General features: G+C 72.2%; 17 protein-coding genes and 2 pseudogenes. 14 read left to right on the top strand and 5 right to left on the bottom strand.

Annotation, left to right across the window (positions count from 1 at the left end):
• Positions 1–52 precede the first annotated feature (52 nt).
• The 8 genes and pseudogenes from lepB to ABZY91_RS18290 all read left to right on the top strand — a co-directional run bounded on the left by lepB (position 53) and on the right by ABZY91_RS18290 (position 7,450).
• Entirely contained in the window at positions 53–808 is a 756-nt protein-coding gene (lepB, locus tag ABZY91_RS18325) for a signal peptidase I (protein WP_355403510.1), read from the top strand.
• Between the two features lie 118 nt (positions 809–926).
• Entirely contained in the window at positions 927–1,400 is a 474-nt protein-coding gene (locus tag ABZY91_RS18320; protein WP_329951681.1) for an NUDIX domain-containing protein, read from the top strand.
• A gap of 55 nt (positions 1,401–1,455) precedes the next feature.
• Positions 1,456–1,782, top strand: coding sequence for a DUF2469 domain-containing protein (locus ABZY91_RS18315; RefSeq protein ID WP_030306725.1), 327 nt, complete (start codon positions 1,456–1,458; stop codon positions 1,780–1,782).
• A gap of 168 nt (positions 1,783–1,950) precedes the next feature.
• Positions 1,951–2,517: a YraN family protein gene (locus ABZY91_RS18310; protein WP_329882890.1), complete on the top strand. Its 567-nt coding sequence runs from the start codon at positions 1,951–1,953 to the stop codon at positions 2,515–2,517.
• A 1-nt stretch (position 2,518) separates the two neighbouring features.
• A complete protein-coding gene (locus ABZY91_RS18305; protein ID WP_355403507.1) occupies positions 2,519–4,261 on the top strand; it encodes a YifB family Mg chelatase-like AAA ATPase in 1,743 nt (580 codons plus the stop codon).
• On the top strand, positions 4,258–5,466 hold the full coding sequence (gene dprA, locus ABZY91_RS18300) for a DNA-processing protein DprA (protein ID WP_355403505.1): 1,209 nt from the start codon (positions 4,258–4,260) through the stop codon (positions 5,464–5,466). The genes ABZY91_RS18305 and dprA overlap by 4 nt, the downstream gene beginning before the upstream one ends.
• Positions 5,467–5,982: 516 nt before the next feature.
• Positions 5,983–6,732: pseudogene (whiG, locus tag ABZY91_RS18295) on the top strand (RNA polymerase sigma factor WhiG); the annotation flags it as partial.
• Between the two features lie 145 nt (positions 6,733–6,877).
• Complete coding sequence (locus ABZY91_RS18290; RefSeq protein ID WP_329882919.1) at positions 6,878–7,450, top strand: helix-turn-helix domain-containing protein; 573 nt, start codon at positions 6,878–6,880, stop codon at positions 7,448–7,450.
• 163 nt (positions 7,451–7,613) lie between these two features.
• Here ABZY91_RS18290 and ABZY91_RS18285 read toward each other — a convergent pair.
• Positions 7,614–8,369: pseudogene (locus tag ABZY91_RS18285) on the bottom strand (peptidoglycan DD-metalloendopeptidase family protein); the annotation flags it as partial.
• 550 nt (positions 8,370–8,919) lie between these two features.
• Here ABZY91_RS18285 and rpsB point away from each other — a divergent pair.
• From rpsB to rlmN, 6 genes are all read left to right on the top strand, one after another.
• On the top strand, positions 8,920–9,846 hold the full coding sequence (gene rpsB / locus ABZY91_RS18280) for a 30S ribosomal protein S2 (protein ID WP_355403503.1): 927 nt from the start codon (positions 8,920–8,922) through the stop codon (positions 9,844–9,846).
• Positions 9,847–9,975: 129 nt separating this feature from the next.
• The gene (gene tsf / locus ABZY91_RS18275) at positions 9,976–10,815 is read left to right on the top strand and encodes a translation elongation factor Ts (protein WP_329882894.1); all 840 of its coding nucleotides are present in this window, start codon (positions 9,976–9,978) and stop codon (positions 10,813–10,815) included.
• Positions 10,816–11,075: 260 nt separating this feature from the next.
• Positions 11,076–11,840, top strand: coding sequence for a UMP kinase (gene pyrH / locus ABZY91_RS18270; protein WP_329882895.1), 765 nt, complete (start codon positions 11,076–11,078; stop codon positions 11,838–11,840).
• A gap of 118 nt (positions 11,841–11,958) precedes the next feature.
• Positions 11,959–12,516: a ribosome recycling factor gene (gene frr, locus ABZY91_RS18265; RefSeq protein ID WP_329882896.1), complete on the top strand. Its 558-nt coding sequence runs from the start codon at positions 11,959–11,961 to the stop codon at positions 12,514–12,516.
• 440 nt (positions 12,517–12,956) lie between these two features.
• Complete coding sequence (locus tag ABZY91_RS18260; RefSeq protein ID WP_329951685.1) at positions 12,957–14,123, top strand: phosphatidate cytidylyltransferase; 1,167 nt, start codon at positions 12,957–12,959, stop codon at positions 14,121–14,123.
• Positions 14,124–14,288: 165 nt separating this feature from the next.
• The gene (rlmN, locus tag ABZY91_RS18255; protein ID WP_329882898.1) at positions 14,289–15,389 is read left to right on the top strand and encodes a 23S rRNA (adenine(2503)-C(2))-methyltransferase RlmN; all 1,101 of its coding nucleotides are present in this window, start codon (positions 14,289–14,291) and stop codon (positions 15,387–15,389) included.
• Between the two features lie 24 nt (positions 15,390–15,413).
• Here rlmN and ABZY91_RS18250 read toward each other — a convergent pair whose 3' ends face one another.
• The 4 genes from ABZY91_RS18250 to ABZY91_RS18235 form a co-directional block, all read right to left on the bottom strand.
• Positions 15,414–16,565 carry a hypothetical protein gene (locus ABZY91_RS18250; RefSeq protein WP_355403499.1) on the bottom strand — a complete coding sequence of 384 codons (1,152 nt, stop codon included), beginning with the start codon at positions 16,563–16,565 and terminating at the stop codon, positions 15,414–15,416.
• Positions 16,566–16,605: 40 nt separating this feature from the next.
• The gene (locus ABZY91_RS18245; protein ID WP_329882900.1) at positions 16,606–17,373 is read right to left on the bottom strand and encodes an ABC transporter ATP-binding protein; all 768 of its coding nucleotides are present in this window, start codon (positions 17,371–17,373) and stop codon (positions 16,606–16,608) included.
• Positions 17,374–17,661: 288 nt separating this feature from the next.
• Entirely contained in the window at positions 17,662–19,056 is a 1,395-nt protein-coding gene (locus tag ABZY91_RS18240) for an aspartate aminotransferase family protein (RefSeq protein ID WP_355403497.1), read from the bottom strand.
• A complete protein-coding gene (locus ABZY91_RS18235; protein WP_030243538.1) occupies positions 19,053–19,526 on the bottom strand; it encodes an Lrp/AsnC family transcriptional regulator in 474 nt (157 codons plus the stop codon). The genes ABZY91_RS18240 and ABZY91_RS18235 overlap by 4 nt, the downstream gene beginning before the upstream one ends.
• Positions 19,527–19,644 lie beyond the last annotated feature (118 nt).

Here is a 19,644-nt window from a genome sequence, read left to right as displayed (position 1 = left end):
GGACCGGGCGCACCGTGAGCGTTTCCGGGTCTGTCAGGGTTGGACGGTATCGATGAGCAGTCTCACGGAACGGGCGCCCGACCGTCAGCCGGCCGCCCCGCAGCCCCGGTCCCGCTTCAAGCCCGCAGCCGTACTGCAAGGGGTGCTGCTCGGGCTCGGGCTGGTCCTGATGATCGGCGGCTTCGCGGTGATCGCCGTGAACTACCGCCCCTACGACATCCCGACCGCCTCGATGGCCCCCACGCTCCAGGTCGGGGACACCGTGCTGGCCAGGAAGACCGACGGCGCGGACATCGGCCGCGGTGACGTGGTGATCTTCCGTGACCAGGCCTGGGGCGCACAACCCATGGTCAAGCGCGTCGTGGCGGTCGGCGGTGACACGGTCGCCTTCGACGGGGGACAGCAGCGGCTGACCCTCAACGGCAAGCCGGTGGAGGAGTCCTACCTCTCGGCGCAGGGCCCGCAGGGCGGTTCCTACAGCGTGACGGTTCCGGCGGGCCGCCTGTTCCTGCTCGGCGACAACCGGCTGGGCTCGCTCGACTCCCGCGTCCACCTGGAGGTCGACGGCGGGACCGTCCCGGCCGCCGACGTGGAGGCCCGGGTCGAGGGCACCGTGCTCCCGTTCGGCCGGGCCGGCCTGCTCGCCGGTACCAGCGCCTTCGACGAGGTCGGCGGACCCGGCCCGGCCGGACCCGGTCCACTGGAGCCCGCCTTCTACGCGACCGTTGTAGGCGCGGCGACGGTCGTGGTGACCTCGGCGGTGGGCGGAGCGGCAGGTCTGGTCCGCAAGCGCCGCCGGGCGTCCTGACCCAGGCCGGTACCGCGCGTGCCCGGGCCGCTCTGTCGAACCTCGCCCCGGACGCCCGCGCCGGGTGGCAGGATCGGGGGAACGACCGGGTCGGACGAAGGGAGCGTGGAGACCCGCCATGACGGCACAGCGGCGCAGGGCGTCGCGGATCCTGCTGCTCGACGGCCGGGACCGCCTGCTCCTCTTCCACGGCGCCGACCCCGCGACACCCGGCGTCACCTGGTGGTTCACGCCGGGCGGCGGCCTGGAGCCCGGCGAGGACGTACGCGAGGCGGCCGAGCGGGAGCTCGCGGAGGAGACCGGCCTGCGGGGTGTGGAGCTGGGCCCGGTGGTGGCGTACGGCACGGCTTCGTTCTCCTTTCAGGGGCGGCGCTACGAGCAGGAGCAGTGGTTCCACCTCGCCCGGACGACGGACACGGTGCTCGACCACTCGGGCATGGGCGCGGACGAACACGCCCAGCTCCTCGCGGCACGCTGGTGGACGGTCGGGGAACTGAGGGCCACCACCGAGACCGTCTACCCGGTCGGGCTGGTGGACTTTCTGGAGCGGCTGTTGACCGAGGGGCCACCGGTCACTCCGGTAAGGCTCTGAGGGTGGGTGCAGTGGTCCACAATGGGTGGACGTGACAAGTTGAGGGGACGCCTGGATGAGTGCCGAAGATCTCGAGAAGTACGAGACCGAGATGGAGCTCAAGCTCTACCGGGAGTACCGGGACGTCGTCGGCCTGTTCAAGTACGTGATCGAGACCGAGCGACGGTTCTACCTCACCAACGACTACGAGCTGCAGGTGCACTCGGTCCAGGGCGAGGTGTTCTTTGAGGTGTCGATGGCGGATGCGTGGGTCTGGGACATGTACCGGCCGGCCCGGTTCGTCCGCAAGGTCCGGGTGCTGACCTTCAAGGACGTGAACATCGAGGAGCTCGCGAAGAGCGATCTGGAGCTGCCCTCGGACGAGCCCGGCTTCGGGAACTGACGTTGGACCGCCCCGGCCCCGGATGTCCAGGGGAATTTCGCGCATTCCGGGATTACCACTCCTGCGGGTGACAGGAGTTATCCACAGGCCGGGGTTTTCCACAGGAAGTAGCAACCTTCTGGTCCGCCCCGGGGCCGCACGGCAACCTCCTCGGCGGAGGTGGTCACCGTGCAGGACACCAAGCGCGCAACGCGCAAGCAGACGGCGAAGGCCCAGCAGGACGGTCGGCCGCCGCGCCGGAGGGCGGCGCGGCCCGGGGCGACCGGCGGGCAGTCCCCGCCGGTCACCCCCGGTGCGGCCGGCCCGGCGCGGACCGGCAACGGCGGCCTCGGCCGCTACGGCGAACAGGTCGCCGCCCGGCGGCTGGCCGAGGACGGCCTGCGCATCCTGGACCGCAACTGGCGGTGCACCGAGGGCGAACTCGACATCGTGGCCCTCGACGGCGACACCGTGGCGGTCTGCGAGGTGAAGACCCGCTCCGAGCGGGGGTTCCAGCACCCCAGCGAGGCGATCGACCGGACGAAGGCCGCCCGGCTGAGGCGGCTGGCGGAGCGCTGGATGGCCGAGCGCTGGCCCGGTCACTTCGAGCGACTGGCCGGACCCGACTACCGGCCGGGGCCCGCCGATCCGCCGTGGGTACCCGTCCCGCCGGGCGGAGTCCGGATCGATCTGGTCGCCGTCATCAACCGGATCCGCGGCGCCGCTTCGGTGGACCACCTGCGGGGGGTGGTCTGAGATGGCCTTCGCCCGGACGTGTTCCGTCGCGCTGGTCGGCGTCGACGGCGTGATCGTCGAGGTCCAGGCCGACCTGGAGCCCGGGGTGGCGGCGTTCACCCTGGTCGGCCTGCCCGACAAGGCACTCACCGAGGCCCGCGACCGGGTGCGCGCGGCCGTCGTGAACAGCGGTGAGACCTGGCCGCAGCGGAAGCTGACCGTCGGACTGAGCCCGGCGTCGGTGCCCAAGAGCGGTAGCGGCTTCGACCTCGCGGTGGCCTGCGCCGTGCTGGCCGCCGCCGAACGGCTGGACCCCTCCGCGATCGCGGACCTGCTCGTCATCGGCGAACTCGGGCTCGACGGGCGGGTGCGCCCGGTGCGCGGGGTGCTTCCGTCGGTGCTGGCCGCCGCCGACGCAGGCTACCTGCGGGTCGTGGTGGCCGAACAGACCGCCGCCGAGGCCTCGCTCGTCCCCGGTGTCACCGTCATCGGCGTGCGGAGCCTTCGCCAGCTGGTGGCCGTACTGACCGGAGCGCCCGAACCGGAGGAGCCGCCCGACCCGGTGGGCGGGCGCCCGGACCCCCTGATGGCCGGCCTGATGCTCCCCGGGGCGGGGGTGCGCGGGCTGCCCGGCGACGCGGCGGCCCGGATGGACCTCGCAGACGTGGCCGGACAGTACGAGGCCCGCAGGGCCCTGGAGATCGCCGCCGCCGGCGGCCACCACCTGTACCTGAAGGGCCCACCGGGTGCGGGCAAGACCATGCTGGCCGAGCGGCTGCCGTCGCTCCTCCCGCCGCTCACCCAGAAGGAGGCGCTTGAGGTCACCGCGGTCCACTCCGTGGCCGGGCTGCTCCCGGCCGGTCGGCCGCTGATCGACCGCGCGCCCTACTGCGCCCCGCACCACTCCACCACCATGCCGGCGATCGTCGGCGGGGGCAGCGGGCTGCCGAGACCGGGCGCCGTCTCGCTGGCCCACCGGGGCGTCCTCTTCCTGGACGAGGCACCGGAGTTCCCGGTCCGGGTGCTCGACGCCCTGCGCCAGCCGCTGGAATCGGGCGAGGTGGTGATCGCCCGTTCGGCCGGATCGATGCGGTTGCCGTCCCGCTTCCTGCTCTGCCTGGCCGCGAACCCCTGCCCCTGCGGGCGCCACTCCCGGCGGGGAGAGGGCTGCGAATGCACGCCGGCCATGGTCAGCCGGTACCAGGGGCGGCTCTCCGGACCGTTGCTGGACCGGGTCGACCTGCAGGTCCAGGTCGCCCCGGTGACCAGGGCCGAGCTGATGCAACGGGACAGCACGGCGGAGACCACCGAGATCGTCGCGGCGCGCGTCCTGGCCGCGCGTGAGCGGGCGGCTGCCCGGCTGGCCGAGACCCCCTGGCGCACCAATGCCGAGGTCCCCGGTTACGAGCTCCGCACCCGTTGGCAGTTGGCGTCGGGCGCGCTGAACGACGCCGCGCGCCAACTGGAACGCGGTCTGCTGACCGCCCGCGGCCTGGACCGGGTGCTCCGGGTCGCCTGGACGGTCGCCGACCTCGCGGGCCGGGACCGCCCCGACCGGCGCGACGTCAGGACCGCGCTCGTCCTGCGCACCGGGGTCGAACAGGGGCTCCCGCTGACGGAGCGTTTCGACGGCTGGTCCGGCCCGTCCGACCCCGCCCCGGAGGCGGACGGTGACCCGGCGGAGAAGGAGAAGCGGCCGGCCCGCCCGCGTACGGCCCGCACGAAGCCCGACCGGCACGCGGAGATCGAGGAGACCGTCGTATGAACCGCACCGCCGACCACCGCAGGCACGGCTCGTCGCCGGGGACCAGGGGAGCCCCGGGGGTCGGGCCGGAGACCGTTCCCGGGATCGAGTCGGAGCGTCTCGCCAGGGTGGTGCTCAGCCGCCTCAGCGAACCGGGCGACGCGGTGATCGGCCGGTGGCTGGCCCGCCTCGGGGCTCCCGAGGTGCTGCGGACGATCAGGGACGGCACCGTGCCCGGCCAGCCGGGCCCGGACGCCGGCCGGTTGGCCGGATACCGGGCTCGGCTCGCCGACCTCGATCCCGTCGCCGACCTGGAACGGGTACGAGAGGCCGGTGGACGCTTCATCATTCCGGGCGACACGGAATGGCCGAGCCAGCTGGACGATCTCGGGGAGAGCCGGCCGATCGGGTTGTGGGCGGCAGGCCCCGGATCGCTGCGCCTGCTCGCCCTGCGTTCGGTCGCCGTCGTCGGCGCCCGGGCGTGCACGGCGTACGGCGCACACGTCGCCGGAGAGCTCTCCGCACAACTCGCCGAACGCGGATGGGTGGTGGTTTCCGGTGGGGCGTACGGGATCGACGCGGCGGCCCACCGCGGCGCGCTGGCGGTCGGCGGGATGACCATCGGGGTCCTCGCCTGCGGGGTGGACGTGGCCTACCCGCGGGGCAACACCGACCTGATCCGCAGGATCGCCGCCCAGGGGCTCCTGCTGAGCGAACTCCCGCCGGGGGAGCACCCCACCCGGTTCCGGTTCGTCCTGCGCAATCGGGTGATCGCCGCCCTGACCAGGGGCACGGTGGTGGTCGAGGCGGCGATGCGCAGCGGGGCACTCAGTACGGCCCGACGTGCCCGCGACCTCAACCGGCACACCATGGGCGTCGCCGGGCCGGTGACCTCGGAACTCTCGGCCGGGGTGCACGCCCTGATCCGCGGCGGCGGCGCCACCCTGGTCACCGACGCCGCCGAGGTCGCCGAGCTGATCGGCGCGATCGGCGACGACCTGGCACCGCAGCGGAGCGGGCCGGTCCTGCCGAGGGACCTGTTGGAGCCGGAGGCGGCGCTGGTCCTGGAGGCCGTGCCGGCCACGGCGGAGGGCGCGCCGGTGGAGCGACTGGCCCGGCAGTCCGGCCTCCCGCCGGACGAGGTGCTGCACCGGCTCTACGAGTTGGGTTCGCTCGGCTACATCGAGCGCCACGGAGCCCACTGGCGCCTGGTCAGGAGGAGGTGACGCTCAGGCGGGCAGGCGGGCAGGCGGGCAGGCGGGCAGGCGGGCAGGCGGGCAGGCCGCCGGGCGGACCGGTCGGGCTGGGGTTCGCCGTCGCCGGTACCCGGTTCCGGCGACACGAGTGCCACCGGATCGAGGGACGCCCGAGTGGCGGTAGCACTCTGCAGCGAGTCGGTCACGCTACGCTCGCCATGCCTTCCCTATCAGCACATGACTCGGCAGAACGGCGCAGACCAACGCATGCCCACACACATTCCGGGACACAGAGTGACCGGTGGCGCCCGGTCCTCGGGAGGGCCGCGGACCGAGCGGCGCCCCGTGACCGAGTTCCCGTCCAAGGCCACGGGCGGGATGGGGTCCCTGGCGCGGCAAGGCGGCCGACCGGCGCACACCGGGGCGCACGACGACCGGCCGGACGCGTCCGGCGCCTCCGACGACGCGTCGGCCATCGCGCAGGCCCCCGCACCGGTCGAGACCCCGGCCCCCCGCCGGGCGACGGGCGGCCAGGACCGCACGGCTCTCGAAGCGCTCTGGCGCTCCTACAAGGAGACGGGTGACCAGCGGCTGCGGGAACAACTGATCCTGCACTACTCACCACTCGTCAAGTACGTCGCGGGCCGGGTGGGGGTCGGCCTGCCCTCCAACGTGGAGCAGGCCGACTTCGTCTCCTCCGGTGTCTTCGGACTGATCGACGCGATCGAGAAGTTCGACATCGACCGCGCCATCAAGTTCGAGACCTACGCGATCAGCCGCATCCGCGGCGCGATCATCGACGAGCTCCGGGCGCTGGACTGGATCCCGCGCTCGGTGCGACAGAAGGCGAAGGCGGTCGAGCGGACGTACGCGACCCTGGAGGCCCGGCTGCGGCGGACGCCGCACGAACCCGAGGTCGCGGCCGAGATGGGCATCGCCATCGAGGACCTGCACGCCATCTTCAGCCAGCTCTCGCTCGCCAACGTGGTCGCCCTGGACGAACTGCTCCACCCCGTCGGCGAGGGCGGCGACCGGCTGAGCCTCATGGAAACCCTGGAGGACCACGGCGCCGACAACCCGGTCGAGGTGGCGGAGGACCGGGAGCTCCGCAGGCTGCTGGCGCAGGCCGTGAACACCCTGCCCGAGCGGGAGAAGACCGTGGTGACGCTCTACTACTACGAGGGGCTGACCCTCGCGGAGATCGGTCAGGTCCTCGGGGTGACCGAGAGCAGGGTCAGCCAGATCCACACGAAGTCGGTGTTGCAGTTGCGCGCCAAGCTTTCGGACATTCGGTAGGGACGCTCGGCGGTCGCGCACGCCGGGCCCGCGCCCCTGTGCCTCTTGGCGCTTCCCCTCCGCGACCTCTGCGACGCGCGGCACCGTACCGGCGCGCTGTAGGGCTCCGTACAGTGGGAGGGTGCCGAAGATCCGAGCGGCCAGTGTGGCCGAGCACCGTCAGTTGCAGCGGGCAGCTCTTCTTGATGCTGCCCGCAGTCTCCTCACCGAAGGAGGCATGGAAGGGCTGAGCTTCCCCGCGCTCGCCGCGCGTACGGGGCTCGCGCGCTCCTCGGTGTACGAGTACTTCCGTTCCCGTGCGGCGGTGGTCGAAGCGCTCTGCGAGGTCGACTTCCCGCTCTGGGCGGCCGAGATCGAGGCCGGCATGGAGAGCTGCGACACTGCGGCCGAGCGGATCGAGTCCTATGTCCGCGGGCAGTTGCTGCTGGCCGCGGACCCGCGCCACCGGGCGGTCGCCGCGATCTCCGCGCTGGAACTCGACGACGCGGCCCGTGAACGCATCCGGGCGGCGCACGGGAAGCTGGCCGGACTGGTGGTCCAGGCGTTGGAGGACTTCGGACACGAGCGGCCGAGGCTCGCCGCAGCGCTTCTCCAGGGGATCGTCGAGGCGGCCGTCCGGCAGTCCGAGCAGCGCGCGGCCGGCGGGCGGGCCGAGAGTCCCGAGGTGATCGCGGACGCCGCCGTCGCCCTCGCCCTGTACGGGCTCGGGCCCAGCTGACCCCTTCTCCCACCCCGGGTGGTGAGGGTGCGGCCGAGCCCGGGCCGCCGTCCGCGCCATCCGCTCCGCCGTCCGCGCCGCCGCCCGGGTGACCTTCCGGATCGTCGCCGAGCGGTAGCAGACGGGCAGTGCCGGCGCCGAGCAGGGCCGGTGGGTCGAGGTACCGCCTGCCGCGCAGCAGGCCCCAGTGCAGGCAGGACCCGTCGGCGCAGTGGCCGACACCGGTGGTGAGCCGCCCGATCACCTGGCCCGCCGCCACCGGGGTGCCCACCGGGACGCTGCCGGTCACCGGCAGGTAGGTGGTGCGCAGGGGTGGAGCCGGAGGCGCGGCGGACGTCGGGTGGGTGACCGTGACCACGGGGCGGCCCGCCACCGCTCCCGCGAACGTCACCACGCCCGGTGCCGTCGACCGGACGTCCGCGCCGGGCGCGGCGGCCAGGTCGACGCCCCGGTGGCCGGCGGCATAGGGGCCGGCCGGCGCATCGAACCGGTCGACGATCTCGCCCGGCCCGCCCTGGGGACCGTCCACCGGCCATGACCGCTGCTGCCCCCGGTTCCCGCTTCCGGTCCCGCCCCCTCTCCCTTGTCCGTCGACCCCGGCCCCGGCCCCGACCCGGGCCCCGGCCCCGAACCCGTCGCCCTGACCGCCGTTCCCGCTGACGGACTCCTCGGCCGCATGCCCTGCCGGTCCGGGCAGGACGGTCAGCAGCAGCGCCGTCAAGGTCAGCAGCGCGAGCAGCAGCACCCTGTGGCCGTGTCCGGGACCCGGCCCGGGCGGCGGGAGCGCCAGCAGGGGACCCGCACCCGAGAAGCCGCGCCCTGAGGGACCGCGCCCCGAGAAGCCGCGCCCCGAGAAGCCGCGCCCTGCGGAACCACGCCCCGCGGAACCGCGGCGCGCACCGACCGAAACACCCGTCATTGCCGTCATGCGGTCGAGGCTCCCCGCGCCGCCCCCGCCCCACCAGCCCTGTTCCGGTTCCTGTGGACAACCGGCCCCTGTGGACAGCGGCTGTCCCCCCAACGGGTGCACGCCGTCGGCGTACGAGGGCCCGGGAGACCCGCCCCGTGTCCTCGTCCGCTCCCCGCCCGTACCGGCGCGCGCGGCCCTGCCGGGGGGCGCCCGCCTGTCGTGGAGTCGCTCGGCGCTCGGCGCTTCCCGTACACTTCACACGCGACCCGGTCCGCCGGGTCGACTTCGCACGCCCCGCCACCGGTGGACAGAAGCGGCCCCGGCCGCCACCCTCCGCCAGGTGCGAGTGCCGCTCGGTCCGCCGAGCCCGGACGGTCCCAGGACCGCTCGGGTGGAAGCGGCTCGGCACGTTCGGGGCGTCAGGCGTGGCTGTCACCTGGCTGCCACGAACAAAACCGAGCCTGACCCGGCCGTTCGCAGACGCCGAGCGGGGAGCGCCACCGCGCCTACCGCCACGCAGCTGTGCCAGAGCCGGGCGCAATACCTGAGGAGCACGGCTATGGCCGTCGTCACGATGCGGGAGCTGCTTGAGAGCGGCGTCCACTTCGGTCACCAGACCCGCCGCTGGAACCCGAAGATGAAGCGCTTCATCATCACCGAGCGCAACGGCATCTACATCATCGACCTCCTGCAGTCGCTGAACTACATCGACCGCGCCTTCGAGTTCATCAAGGAGACCGTTGCCCACGGCGGCAGCGTCCTCTTCGTCGGCACGAAGAAGCAGGCCCAGGAGGCCATCGCCGAGCAGGCCACCCGCGTGGGCATGCCCTACGTGAACCAGCGCTGGCTCGGCGGCATGCTGACCAACTTCTCGACCGTCTACAAGCGCCTGCAGCGCCTCAAGGAGCTCGGCGAGCTGGACTTCTCGGACGTGGCCGGTTCCGGCCTCACCAAGAAGGAGCTCCTGGTCCTCCAGCGCGAGCACGACAAGCTGGAGAAGACCCTCGGCGGTATCCGTGACATGCAGCGCGTTCCCAGCGCTGTCTGGATCGTGGACACCAAGAAGGAGCACATCGCGGTCGGCGAGGCCCGGAAGCTCAACATCCCGGTCGTCGCCATCCTCGACACCAACTGCGACCCCGACGAGGTCGACTACAAGATCCCGGGCAACGACGACGCGATCCGCTCCGTCACCCTGCTGACCCGCGTGATCGCCGACGCCGTCGCCGAGGGCCTCAAGTCCCGCGCGGGTGTCGCCAAGGGCGACGTGAAGGCCGAGCCGGGCGCCGACCAGCCGCTGGCCGACTGGGAGAAGGACATCCTGGAGGGCGAGAAGAAGGCTGAGGAGGCTCCGGCCGCCGAGGCCGAGGCCACCGAGGCCCCCGCCGTCGAGGCCACCGAGGCTCCGGCCGCCGAGGCCGAGGTCACCGAGGCCCCCGAGGCCCCGGCCGCCGAGGTCACCGAGGCTCCGGCCGAGCAGGCCTGACGTACCAAGGGTGAGGGGCACCCACCGGTACGACACCGGTCGGTGCCCCTCTCTCCCGTGCCTGGGCCGAACCAGCGGCCCAGGCACAACCCCACGCAGACACGCGAGACGCGAGAAGAGATTCACACCATGGCGAACTTCACCGCCGCGGACGTCAAGAAGCTCCGTGAGCTCACCGGCGCCGGCATGATGGACTGCAAGAAGGCCCTGGACGAGGCCGAGGGCAACGTCGAGAAGGCCGTCGAGCTTCTGCGCATCAAGGGCCAGAAGGGCGTTGCCAAGCGCGAGGGCCGTGACGCCTCCAACGGCGCCGTCGCCGCGCTGATCGCCGACGACAAGAAGTCCGGCGTTCTGGTCGAGCTCAACTGCGAGACCGACTTCGTCGCCAAGGGTGACAACTTCGTGAAGGTCGCCGACGCGATCGCCACCCACGTCGCCAAGACCGCCCCGGCCGACCTGGACGCCGCTCTGGCCTCCGAGATCGAGGCCGGCAAGACCGTCCAGCAGTTCGTGGACGAGGCCAACGCGACCCTGGGTGAGAAGATCGTCTTCCGCCGCTTCGCGCAGTTCGACGGTGACGGCTTCGTCGCGGTCTACCTGCACAAGACCAGCCCCGACCTCCCGCCGGCCGTCGGTGTCCTGGTCGAGCTGGACAAGGAGAACGCCGAGGTCGCCAAGGACGTCGCGCAGCACATCGCCGCGTTCGCGCCGAAGTACCTCTCGCGCGAGGACATCCCGGCCGAGGACCTGGAGAACGAGCGCCGCGTCGCCGAGGCCACCGCCCGCGAGGAGGGCAAGCCGGAGGCCGCCCTGCCGAAGATCGTCGAGGGTCGCGTCACGGGCTTCGTGAAGGAGAACTCCGTCCTGGAGCAGGCCTTCGCGAAGGACAACAAGAAGTCCGTCGCCAAGGTCCTCGAGGAGAACGGCGTCGCCCTCAAGCGCTTCGCCCGCTTCCGCGTCGGCGCCTGAGCCACGTTCCACCGGACTCCCGGCGAGCTTAGGCTGGGAACCGCCCCCGCCCGCTGATCAGGGCGGGCGGGACGCGCCGAACGGGCTCACCCAGCGCCACATCCGTGGGCGGGCCGCGTCGGCAGCATGAACGACGAGGAGGCCATTGCCGTGCAGGACACCGAACCGGTTCCCGCGGCAGTGGCCTCCTCGCGTGTACGCGCAGGCCGGGGATCCGCACATCCACGCCTGTGAACCAGTAGGTGTAGAAGGAGAAGTCCATGCAGGAGACGCAGGAGACCGCGCAGGACACCCAGACCGGTTCGCGTCGCCGGGTGATGCTGAAGCTGTCCGGTGAGGCGTTCGCCGGTGGTGGCGGACTCGGCGTCGACCCCGACGTCGTGCACGCGATCGCCCGCGAGATCGCCACGGTCGTCCGCGCCGGCACCGAGGTCGCGGTGGTCATCGGCGGCGGTAACTTCTTCCGCGGCGCGGAGCTGCAGGTCCGCGGTATGGACCGGGCCCGCTCGGACTACATGGGCATGCTCGGCACGGTCATGAACTGCCTCGCGCTCCAGGACTTCCTGGTCAAGGAGGGCATCGAGACCCGGGTCCAGACCGCCATCACCATGGGCCAGGTCGCCGAGCCGTACCTGCCCCTGCGCGCCGTCCGGCACCTGGAGAAGGGCCGTGTGGTGATCTTCGGCGCCGGTATGGGCATGCCGTACTTCTCCACCGACACCACCGCCGTCCAGCGGGCCCTGGAAATCCACGCCGACGTGCTGCTGATGGGCAAGAACGGCGTGGACGGCGTCTACGACTCCGACCCGCGGACCAACCCGGACGCGGTCAAGTTCGACGCGCTGGAGTACTCCGAGGTCATCACCCGCGACCTGAAGGTCGCCGACCTCACCGCGATCACGCTGTGCAAGGACAACAACCTCCCGATGCTGGTCTTCGAGCTGCTGGCGGAGGGCAATATCGCGCGTGCGGTGAAGAGTGAGAAGATCGGCACACTCATCAGCCAGGATTCTGTCCGGGCCTGAGCAGCAACCAGCCGTACGGGTCGGTGACGACCGGGCGTGGTCAGCGTGATCACCGCGTCCGGCCGTGACGCCGATACCGGTCGGGACAACCGCAGATCAACCGGACAGGGAGTACACAGTGATCGAAGAGACCCTCCTCGAGGCCGAGGAGAAGATGGAGAAGGCCGTCGTCGTCGCCAAGGACGACTTCGCCGCCATCCGTACGGGCCGCGCCCACCCGGCGATGTTCGCCAAGATCGTGGCCGAGTACTACGGTGCCGTGACGCCGATCAACCAGCTGGCCTCCTTCTCCGTGCCGGAGCCGCGGATGGCGGTCGTCTCGCCGTTCGACAAGACCGCGCTGAAGGCCATCGAGCAGGCGATCCGCGACTCCGACCTGGGCGTCAACCCGTCCAACGACGGTTCCATCATCCGGGTGGTGCTGCCCGAGCTCACCGAGGAGCGCCGCCGGGAGTTCATCAAGGTCGCCCGCGGCAAGGGCGAGGACGCCAAGGTCTCGATCCGCGCCGTGCGCCGCAAGGCCAAGGACGCCATCGACAAGCTGGTCAAGGACGGCGAGGTCGGCGAGGACGACGGTCGCCGCGGGGAGAAGGAGCTCGACGACACCACGGCCAAGTACGTGGCCGCCGTCGACGAGCTGCTGAAGCACAAGGAAGCCGAGCTGCTCGAAGTCTGATGAACGACGCCCCTGACGCCCCTGGCTATTGGGGCCCATCCGACCAGCAGTACCCGCCGTACCAGCCGCACCGGCCTGCGCAGACACCGAACGCGCCTGCGCAGGCCCCCGGTGCGGCGGCGCCCGGCACGCCGGCGCCCGCGCCCTACCGGGAGGCCCCGGGACAGCACGCGGCCCCGGCTCAGTCGCACGGACGGCACGGGGCACCGGAGCAGTACGGGGCCCCGGACGGGTTCGGGGCTTCCGAGCAGTACGGAGCCCCGGACCAGTACGGCAACCAGTACGGCACCCCGGAGCAGTACGGGGCCCCGGAACAGCAGGGTGTCCGAGGGCCGTACGACGGCCCGGGACGACACGGCGCGGGTGACCCCGGCCACCGAACGGGTCACTCCCAGCAGTCTCCGGTGTACTGGGGCGCCGACGCGGAGGAGACTCAGGTCATGCCTCCCGTAGCGGCCGACGCGGGACCCCGGCCGGGAGCCCGGCCCGGGCCCGAACCCGCCGAGGGGCCGGTCCGGGAAGCCGGCCGGCTGAGCGGTCCGCTGTTCCGGGACGAGCAGCCCGGCCCGGCGGAGCCGGGTTCGTCGGAGACGGTCGTGCTGCGCGCGATCACCGACGACACCGCCCCCGCCCCCGGTGCCCGGCCGTACCAGGGCGCCGCGGCGTACCCGGTGCCCCCGGGTCACCCGGCGGCGCCTCACCCTGCGGCGGGGCAGCCCCACCCCGTGCCGTCGTTCCACCCAGGGCAGGAGACATCCGTGGCGCAGCCCGACCCGCAGCCGCAACAGCGCAAGCAGCGCGGTGGTCGCAATCTCCAGGCCGCGATAGGCGTGGGTGTCGGCCTCGGCGCGGTGATCGTCGCCTCGTTGTTCTTCGTCAAGGCCCTGTTCCTCGTCGTGGTGATCGCGGCGGTGTCGGTCGGCATCTGGGAGCTGACCAGCCGGCTGGCCGAGCGCAAGGAGATCAAGGCGCCGCTCGTCCCGCTGGTCGCGGGTGGCATCGCGATGGTCGCCACCGGCTACTGGTCGGGGATCCAGTGGGCGGCCGCTTCGCTCGCGCTGACCGGACTGGCGGTGATGGTCTGGCGGATGGCCGAGCCGCCGGAGAACTACCTGCGGGACATAACGGCCGGCATCTTCACCGCCTTCTACGTCCCCTTCCTGGCCACCTTCGTGGCGATGATGCTGGCGGCCGACGACGGCCCGCAGCGGATCGTGCTGTTCCTGATCGTCACGGTCTGCAGTGACACCGGGGCCTACGCGGTGGGCTACAAGTTCGGCAGGACCAAGCTGGCGCCGACGATCAGCCCGGGCAAGACCCGTGAGGGCCTGGCCGGCGGTATCGGCCTGTCGATGCTGGCGGGCGCGCTGCTGATGCAGTTCGTGATCGACGACGGCAGCTGGTGGCAGGGTCTGATCCTGGGCGGTTGCGCGGCGGTCACCGCGACCCTGGGTGACCTGGGCGAGTCGATGATCAAGCGCGACCTCGGCATCAAGGACATGGGCACGCTGCTGCCCGGTCACGGCGGCATCATGGACCGGCTGGACTCGCTGCTGCCGACCGCCCCGGTGGTCTGGCTGCTGCTGGCGGCCTTCGTCGGCAGCTGAGCCGCAGGCCGGAGGACGGTGCCCGCAGGCCGGCCCCGGAGGCCGGACCAGGGCCGCGATCAGGGCTTCGATCAGGGCCGCGACCAGAGCTTCGACCAGAGGTGTGAGCAGGGCCCCGGACGCCAGGCGTCCGGGGCCCGCGCCGTCTGCGACACTGGATGAACCATGCCTAAGCCCGGAGAACTCACCTTTGCCGCGCCGCGCGGCGCGAAGCCCCCGCGACACCTCGCCGACCTGAGCCCCACCGAGCGCAAGGAGGCCGTCGCCGAGCTGGGCGAGCAGCCGTTCCGCTCGAAGCAGCTCTCCAACCACTACTTCGGCCGGATGTCGAACGACCCGGCGAGCTGGACGGACATCCCCGCCGCCAGCCGGGAGAAGCTCACCGAGGCCCTGCTGCCCGAGCTCATGTCGGTGGTCCGCCACGTGTCCTGCGACGACGACACCACCCGCAAGACGCTCTGGAAGCTGTTCGACGGCACCCTCGTCGAGTCGGTGCTGATGCGCTACCCGGACCGGGTCACCATGTGCATCAGCTCGCAGGCCGGATGCGGCATGAACTGCCCGTTCTGCGCGACCGGACAGGCCGGGCTGACCCGGAACCTCTCCACCGCCGAGATCGTCGAGCAGATCGCCGCCGGGATGCGCGCGCTCAAGGACGGCGAGATCCCGGGCGGTGAGGCGCGGCTCTCCAACGTGGTCTTCATGGGCATGGGCGAGCCGCTCGCGAACTACAACCGCGTGCTGGCCTCGATCCGCCGTCTGACCGACCCGGCGCCGGACGGCTTCGGTCTCTCCCAGCGGGGCATCACGGTCTCCACCGTCGGGCTGGTCCCGGCGATGAACCGGCTGGCGGACGAAGGACTCAGCTGCCGCCTGGCGCTCTCGCTGCACGCCCCGGACGACGAGCTGCGCGACGAGCTGGTGCCGGTCAACACCCGGTGGAAGGTTGCCGAGGTGCTGGACGCGGCGTGGAACTACGCGGAGAAGTCCGGCCGCCGGATCTCCATCGAGTACGCGCTGATCAAGGACATCAACGACCAGGCGTGGCGGGCGGACCTGCTCGGCCGGCTGATCAAGAACCACCGGGTGCACGTCAACCTGATCCCGCTGAACCCGACCCCGGGCTCCAAGTGGACGGCCTCCCGGCCCGAGGACGAGCGCGAGTTCGTCCGGAGGCTGCAGTCCCACGGAGTGCCGACCACCGTCCGGGACACCCGTGGCCAGGAGATCGACGGCGCCTGCGGCCAGCTCGCCGCGGCAGGCTGAGCCGGAGCGATCCGAGCGGCGGGGTCAGCGCAGGCCGGCCGCGGCCAGCGCCGCGGTGGCCCCGCCGGTGACCAGCAGGACCGTGCCGACCATCAGTGTCCGCAGCGCGACCGCGCCGAACAGTATCCGGGGTGCGACGCCGAGCCGCAGCAAGGTCTCGGCGACCCCCCGGCGGGCGGTGCGCAGTTCGGCCAGCCGGGCCGCCACCGCGGCGACTGCGCAGCCGAGCACGAGAGCCGCCTCGATCGCGGGCAGGACGTCCGCGCTGCCCGGCTCGCCGATCCAGTAGCGGACGGTGGTGAGCACCACCGCGAGCACCAGGGTGAGTACCGCGAGCGGCGGACCGAGCCGGCGGGCCTGCGCGGTCAGGCCGCGCCCGGCGAGCAGGCGCAGCGGGGTGGGCCGGCCGAGTGCGAGCAGCCGGCCGGCCCATCCGAGCAGCGGCCCCGTGAGCAGGGCGAGGCCCAGGGCGCCGGCGATCCAGCCGCCGAGGGCCGCGGTGCTGGTGGTGCCGAGCCCGGCCGGCAGGTGGATCGGGCGGCCGTCGGCGGCGGCGCCGGGCCGGAGGGCGATCAGTTCCAGGGCGAGGCCGATCACGGCGAGGCCGACCGGCAGGGCGAGCCGCCAGGGGCCGAACCCGGTCGGCTCGGGCCCGGGGCGGCCGGGCAGGGTCTCGGCGTGCGAGACCGCGCCAGCCGCCGCGATCCCGGCGGTGAGCGGGACGAGGGCGAGCAGGGTCACCGGCGCGGCGGCCGGGAGCGGTACGCCCATGCCGAGTTCGTCGGCGAGTGCCGGACCGGCGATGTCGTTGCGCAGGACCAGGAAGACCAGCAGGGTCAGGACGGAGCCGGCGCCGCAGGCGAGCGCGACCTCGCCGGCGATCAGGGCCCGGATCCGGGCGGACCCGGCGCCGGCGGCGGTGAGGCCGGTGATCCGTTCGGGCCACCGGGCCGGGACGGCGCGGGCGGCGACGGCGGCGAACCAGCCGACGGCGGCCAGTGGCGGCAGGCACCAGAGCAGCCGGGGGAAGGCGCCGGTGCCGCCGAGCGGCTCGCTCATCGCGCGGCCGAGGGCGCGCAGGAGGAAGGCGGCGACGACCGCGCCGGCCAGGGCGGTCAGCAGCCAGCGGCCGAGGTCGAGGGCCCGGTAGCCCCGGGCCAGACGGAGATAGAACACGTCGACTCTTTCAGCGGCAGGCGGCGGGAGATAGGCGTCGTCAGCGGCCGGTGGCGGGGACGGCGGAGGGCCCGGCGGCTCCGGTGCCTCCGGCGGCGACGGGGCCGCCGCGGGTGACGGGCGCGGCAGGGGCGGACGGCCGGCCGTCGACGAGCGCGACGGAACGGTCCGCGTACCGGACGAGCTCGGGGTCGTGGGTGGCCAGCACGAGGGTGAGCTGGTGCGAGCGGGCCGCGCTGGTCAGTATCCGCATGACCTGTTCGGCGGTCTCGCGGTGCAGCGGGGCGGTCGGGTCGTCGGCGAAGACGACCGGCGGCAGCGGGGCGAGCGCGCGGGCGACGGCGACCCGCTGCCGCTGGCCCTGCACCAGTCGATCCGGCCGGACCTTGGCGAGCTCGCCGATGTCGAGGCGCTCCAGCCACTCGTCGGCGGCGGTGTAGGCGGCCTTGCCGCCGGCCCCGGCGAGCAGCAGCGGCAGGGCGACGTTCTCGCGGGCGGTCAGTTCGGGCACCAGGTGCGGTTCGGAGCCGACGAAGCCGAAGCGGTCGCGGCGGAGCCGTTCCCGGCCGGCCCGGCTCAGGGTGTGCACGGGGGAGCTGTTGAACCAGACCTCGCCCTCGTCGACCGGGAGGAGCGCGGAGAGGCAGCCGAGCAGAGTGCTCTTGCCGGAGCCGCGCGGACCGGTGACGGCGAGCACCTCGCCCTCCCGCACACCGATCGAGACGCCGCGCAGCGCGGGAGTGCCGTGATGGGACTTGACGATCCCCCGGGCCCACAGCACGTCGTTGTCAGGAGGGGACGCTGACATGAGGTTCCATCCTGGGTGGCCGCAGGGATATGACAGTCGTCAGATTAGAACGATCGGGCCTGGGCGCGGGTGCGGCACACTGGCCCATCAGGGGCAAATCACCCGGAATCAGGCGTGTTTGATCGAAGAACCGGTCGTGAAAACCGTCGGGGACGGTCCGGAGGAACGGCGGGCGGGGGAACCGGCGGGCGGTGGCCCGCGACCGGGGGCCCGGGGAAACGCCGCAGGGCGGCCCCGCGGGAAGCGGGACCGCCCTGCGGCGGAGGGTGGGGAAGAAGGCTCGGACCGTCAGATCTTCGCCCACGCGTCGGTGAGGCTGGTCCGCAGGATCTGCTCGATCTCGTCGAAGGTCGACTGGTCGGAGATCAGCGGCGGGGCCAGCTGGACCACCGGGTCGCCACGGTCGTCGGCGCGGCAGTACAGGCCGTTGTCGAAGAGCGCCTTCGACAGGAAGCCGTAGAGGACGCGCTCGACCTCGTCGTCGTTGAACGACTCCTTGGTGGCCTTGTCCTTCACGAGCTCGATGCCGTAGAAGTACCCGCTGCCGCGGACGTCGCCGACGATCGGCAGGTCGCGCAGCTTGTTCAGGGTGCCGAGGAAGTTCGCCTCGTTGTCGAGGACGTGCTGGTTCAGGCCCTCGCGCTCGAAGATGTCGAGGTTGGCCAGCGCCACCGCGGAGGAGACCGGGTGGCCACCGAAGGTGTAGCCGTGCAGGAAGGTGTTGTCACCCTTGTAGAACGGCTCGGCGAGGCGGTCCGAGATGATCGTGGCGCCGATCGGGGAGTACCCCGAGGTCATGCCCTTGGCGCAGGTGATCATGTCGGGCTGGTAGCCGAACTTGTCGGCGCCGAACATGGTGCCGAGGCGGCCGAAGGCGCAGATGACCTCGTCCGAGACCAGCAGCACGTCGTGGCGGTCGCAGATCTCGCGCAGGCGCTGGAAGTACCCGGGCGGCGGCGGGAAGCAGCCGCCGGCGTTCTGCACCGGCTCGACGAAGACGGCGGCGACCGTGTCGGCGCCCTCGTTGAGGATCGCGACCTCGATCTCGTCGGCGCACCAGCGGCCGTACGCCTCGGGGTCGACCGTGCCGTCGGGGCCGGCCAGGAAGGCCGGGGCGCGGTAGATGTTGGTGTTCGGAGCCTTGTGGGTGCCCGGCACCAGCGGCTCGAACGGGGCCTTCAGACCCGGCAGGCCGGTGATGGAGAGGGCGCCCTGCGGGGTGCCGTGGTAGGCGACGGCGCGCGAGATGACCTTGTACTTGGTCGGCTTGCCGGTCAGCTTGAAGTACTGCTTGGCAAGCTTCCAGGCGGTCTCGACGGCCTCGCCGCCACCGGTGGAGAAGAAGACCTTGTTGAGGTCGCCCGGGGCGTAGTTGGCCAGGCGCTCGGCCAGCTCGACGGCCTTCGGGTGGGCGTAGCTCCACACCGGGAAGAAGGCGAGCTCCTTGGCCTGCTTGGCGGCGGCCTCGGCGAGCTCCTCACGGCCGTGGCCGGCCTGGACGACGAACAGGCCGGCGAGGCCGTCGAGGTACTTGCGGCCCTTGTCGTCCCAGACGTAGGTGCCCTCGCCCTTGACGATCGTCGGCACGGGAGAGTTCTCGTACGACGACATGCGGGTGAAGTGCATCCACAGGTGGTCGTAGGCGGTCTTGGAAAGGTCCTTCTGCGCCGGGTCGGCTGTCATCGGGTGCCCCAGGTGTAGGTCTGTTTCCGGAGCTTCAGGTAAACGAAGCTCTCGGTGCTCCGCACGCCGGGAAGCGCGCGGATGCGCTTGTTGATCAGTTCGAGCAGGTGCTCGTCGTCCTCGCAGACCAGTTCGGCCAGGAGATCGAACGAGCCTGCGGTGCAGACGACGTAGTCGACCTCGTCGAGGGCGGCCAACGCGTCGGCGACGGGTTCGATGTCGCCTTCGACCCGGATCCCGACCATCGCCTGGCGGGTGAAGCCGACGGTGAGCGGGTCCGTGACGGCGACGATCTGCATCACGCCCTGGTCGAGCAGCTTCTGGACGCGCTGTCGTACGGCCGCCTCGGACAGGCCGACGGCCTTGCCGATGGCGGCGTACGGGCGGCGCCCGTCCTCCTGGAGCTGCTCGATGATCGCCTTGGAGGCGGCGTCGAGGGGAACGCTGGCGTTCCGGTCGCGGTTGGCCACGCCGCAACTGTGCCTGATCAGGATCGTGTTCGCAAGCTCGGGATCTGCTGATTTCGTCGTGATCTTGGAAATCGGATGCGGATTTCATCGCACCCACGTGGCCGATCTGTCGATACCG

Source organism: Kitasatospora sp. NPDC002965 (assembly GCF_040611255.1).
Taxonomy (GTDB): Bacteria; Actinomycetota; Actinomycetes; order Streptomycetales; family Streptomycetaceae; genus Kitasatospora.
Note: the sequence above shows the minus strand (reverse complement) of the source record. Positions and strands in the feature narration are given on the sequence as shown.

Bases quoted from the DNA above. Each gene is read 5' to 3' on its own strand.
- lepB (WP_355403510.1), top strand. From the start codon at position 53: ATGAGCAGTCTCACGGAACGGGCGCCCGACCGTCAGCCGGCCGCCCCG.
- ABZY91_RS18320 (WP_329951681.1), top strand. From the start codon at position 927: ATGACGGCACAGCGGCGCAGGGCGTCGCGGATCCTGCTGCTCGACGGC.
- ABZY91_RS18315 (WP_030306725.1), top strand. From the start codon at position 1,456: ATGAGTGCCGAAGATCTCGAGAAGTACGAGACCGAGATGGAGCTCAAG.
- ABZY91_RS18305 (WP_355403507.1), top strand. From the start codon at position 2,519: ATGGCCTTCGCCCGGACGTGTTCCGTCGCGCTGGTCGGCGTCGACGGC.
- dprA (WP_355403505.1), top strand. From the start codon at position 4,258: ATGAACCGCACCGCCGACCACCGCAGGCACGGCTCGTCGCCGGGGACC.
- rpsB (WP_355403503.1), top strand. From the start codon at position 8,920: ATGGCCGTCGTCACGATGCGGGAGCTGCTTGAGAGCGGCGTCCACTTC.
- tsf (WP_329882894.1), top strand. From the start codon at position 9,976: ATGGCGAACTTCACCGCCGCGGACGTCAAGAAGCTCCGTGAGCTCACC.
- pyrH (WP_329882895.1), top strand. From the start codon at position 11,076: ATGCAGGAGACGCAGGAGACCGCGCAGGACACCCAGACCGGTTCGCGT.
- ABZY91_RS18260 (WP_329951685.1), top strand. From the start codon at position 12,957: ATGCCTCCCGTAGCGGCCGACGCGGGACCCCGGCCGGGAGCCCGGCCC.
- rlmN (WP_329882898.1), top strand. From the start codon at position 14,289: ATGCCTAAGCCCGGAGAACTCACCTTTGCCGCGCCGCGCGGCGCGAAG.
- ABZY91_RS18245 (WP_329882900.1), bottom strand. From the start codon at position 17,373: ATGTCAGCGTCCCCTCCTGACAACGACGTGCTGTGGGCCCGGGGGATC.
- ABZY91_RS18240 (WP_355403497.1), bottom strand. From the start codon at position 19,056: ATGACAGCCGACCCGGCGCAGAAGGACCTTTCCAAGACCGCCTACGAC.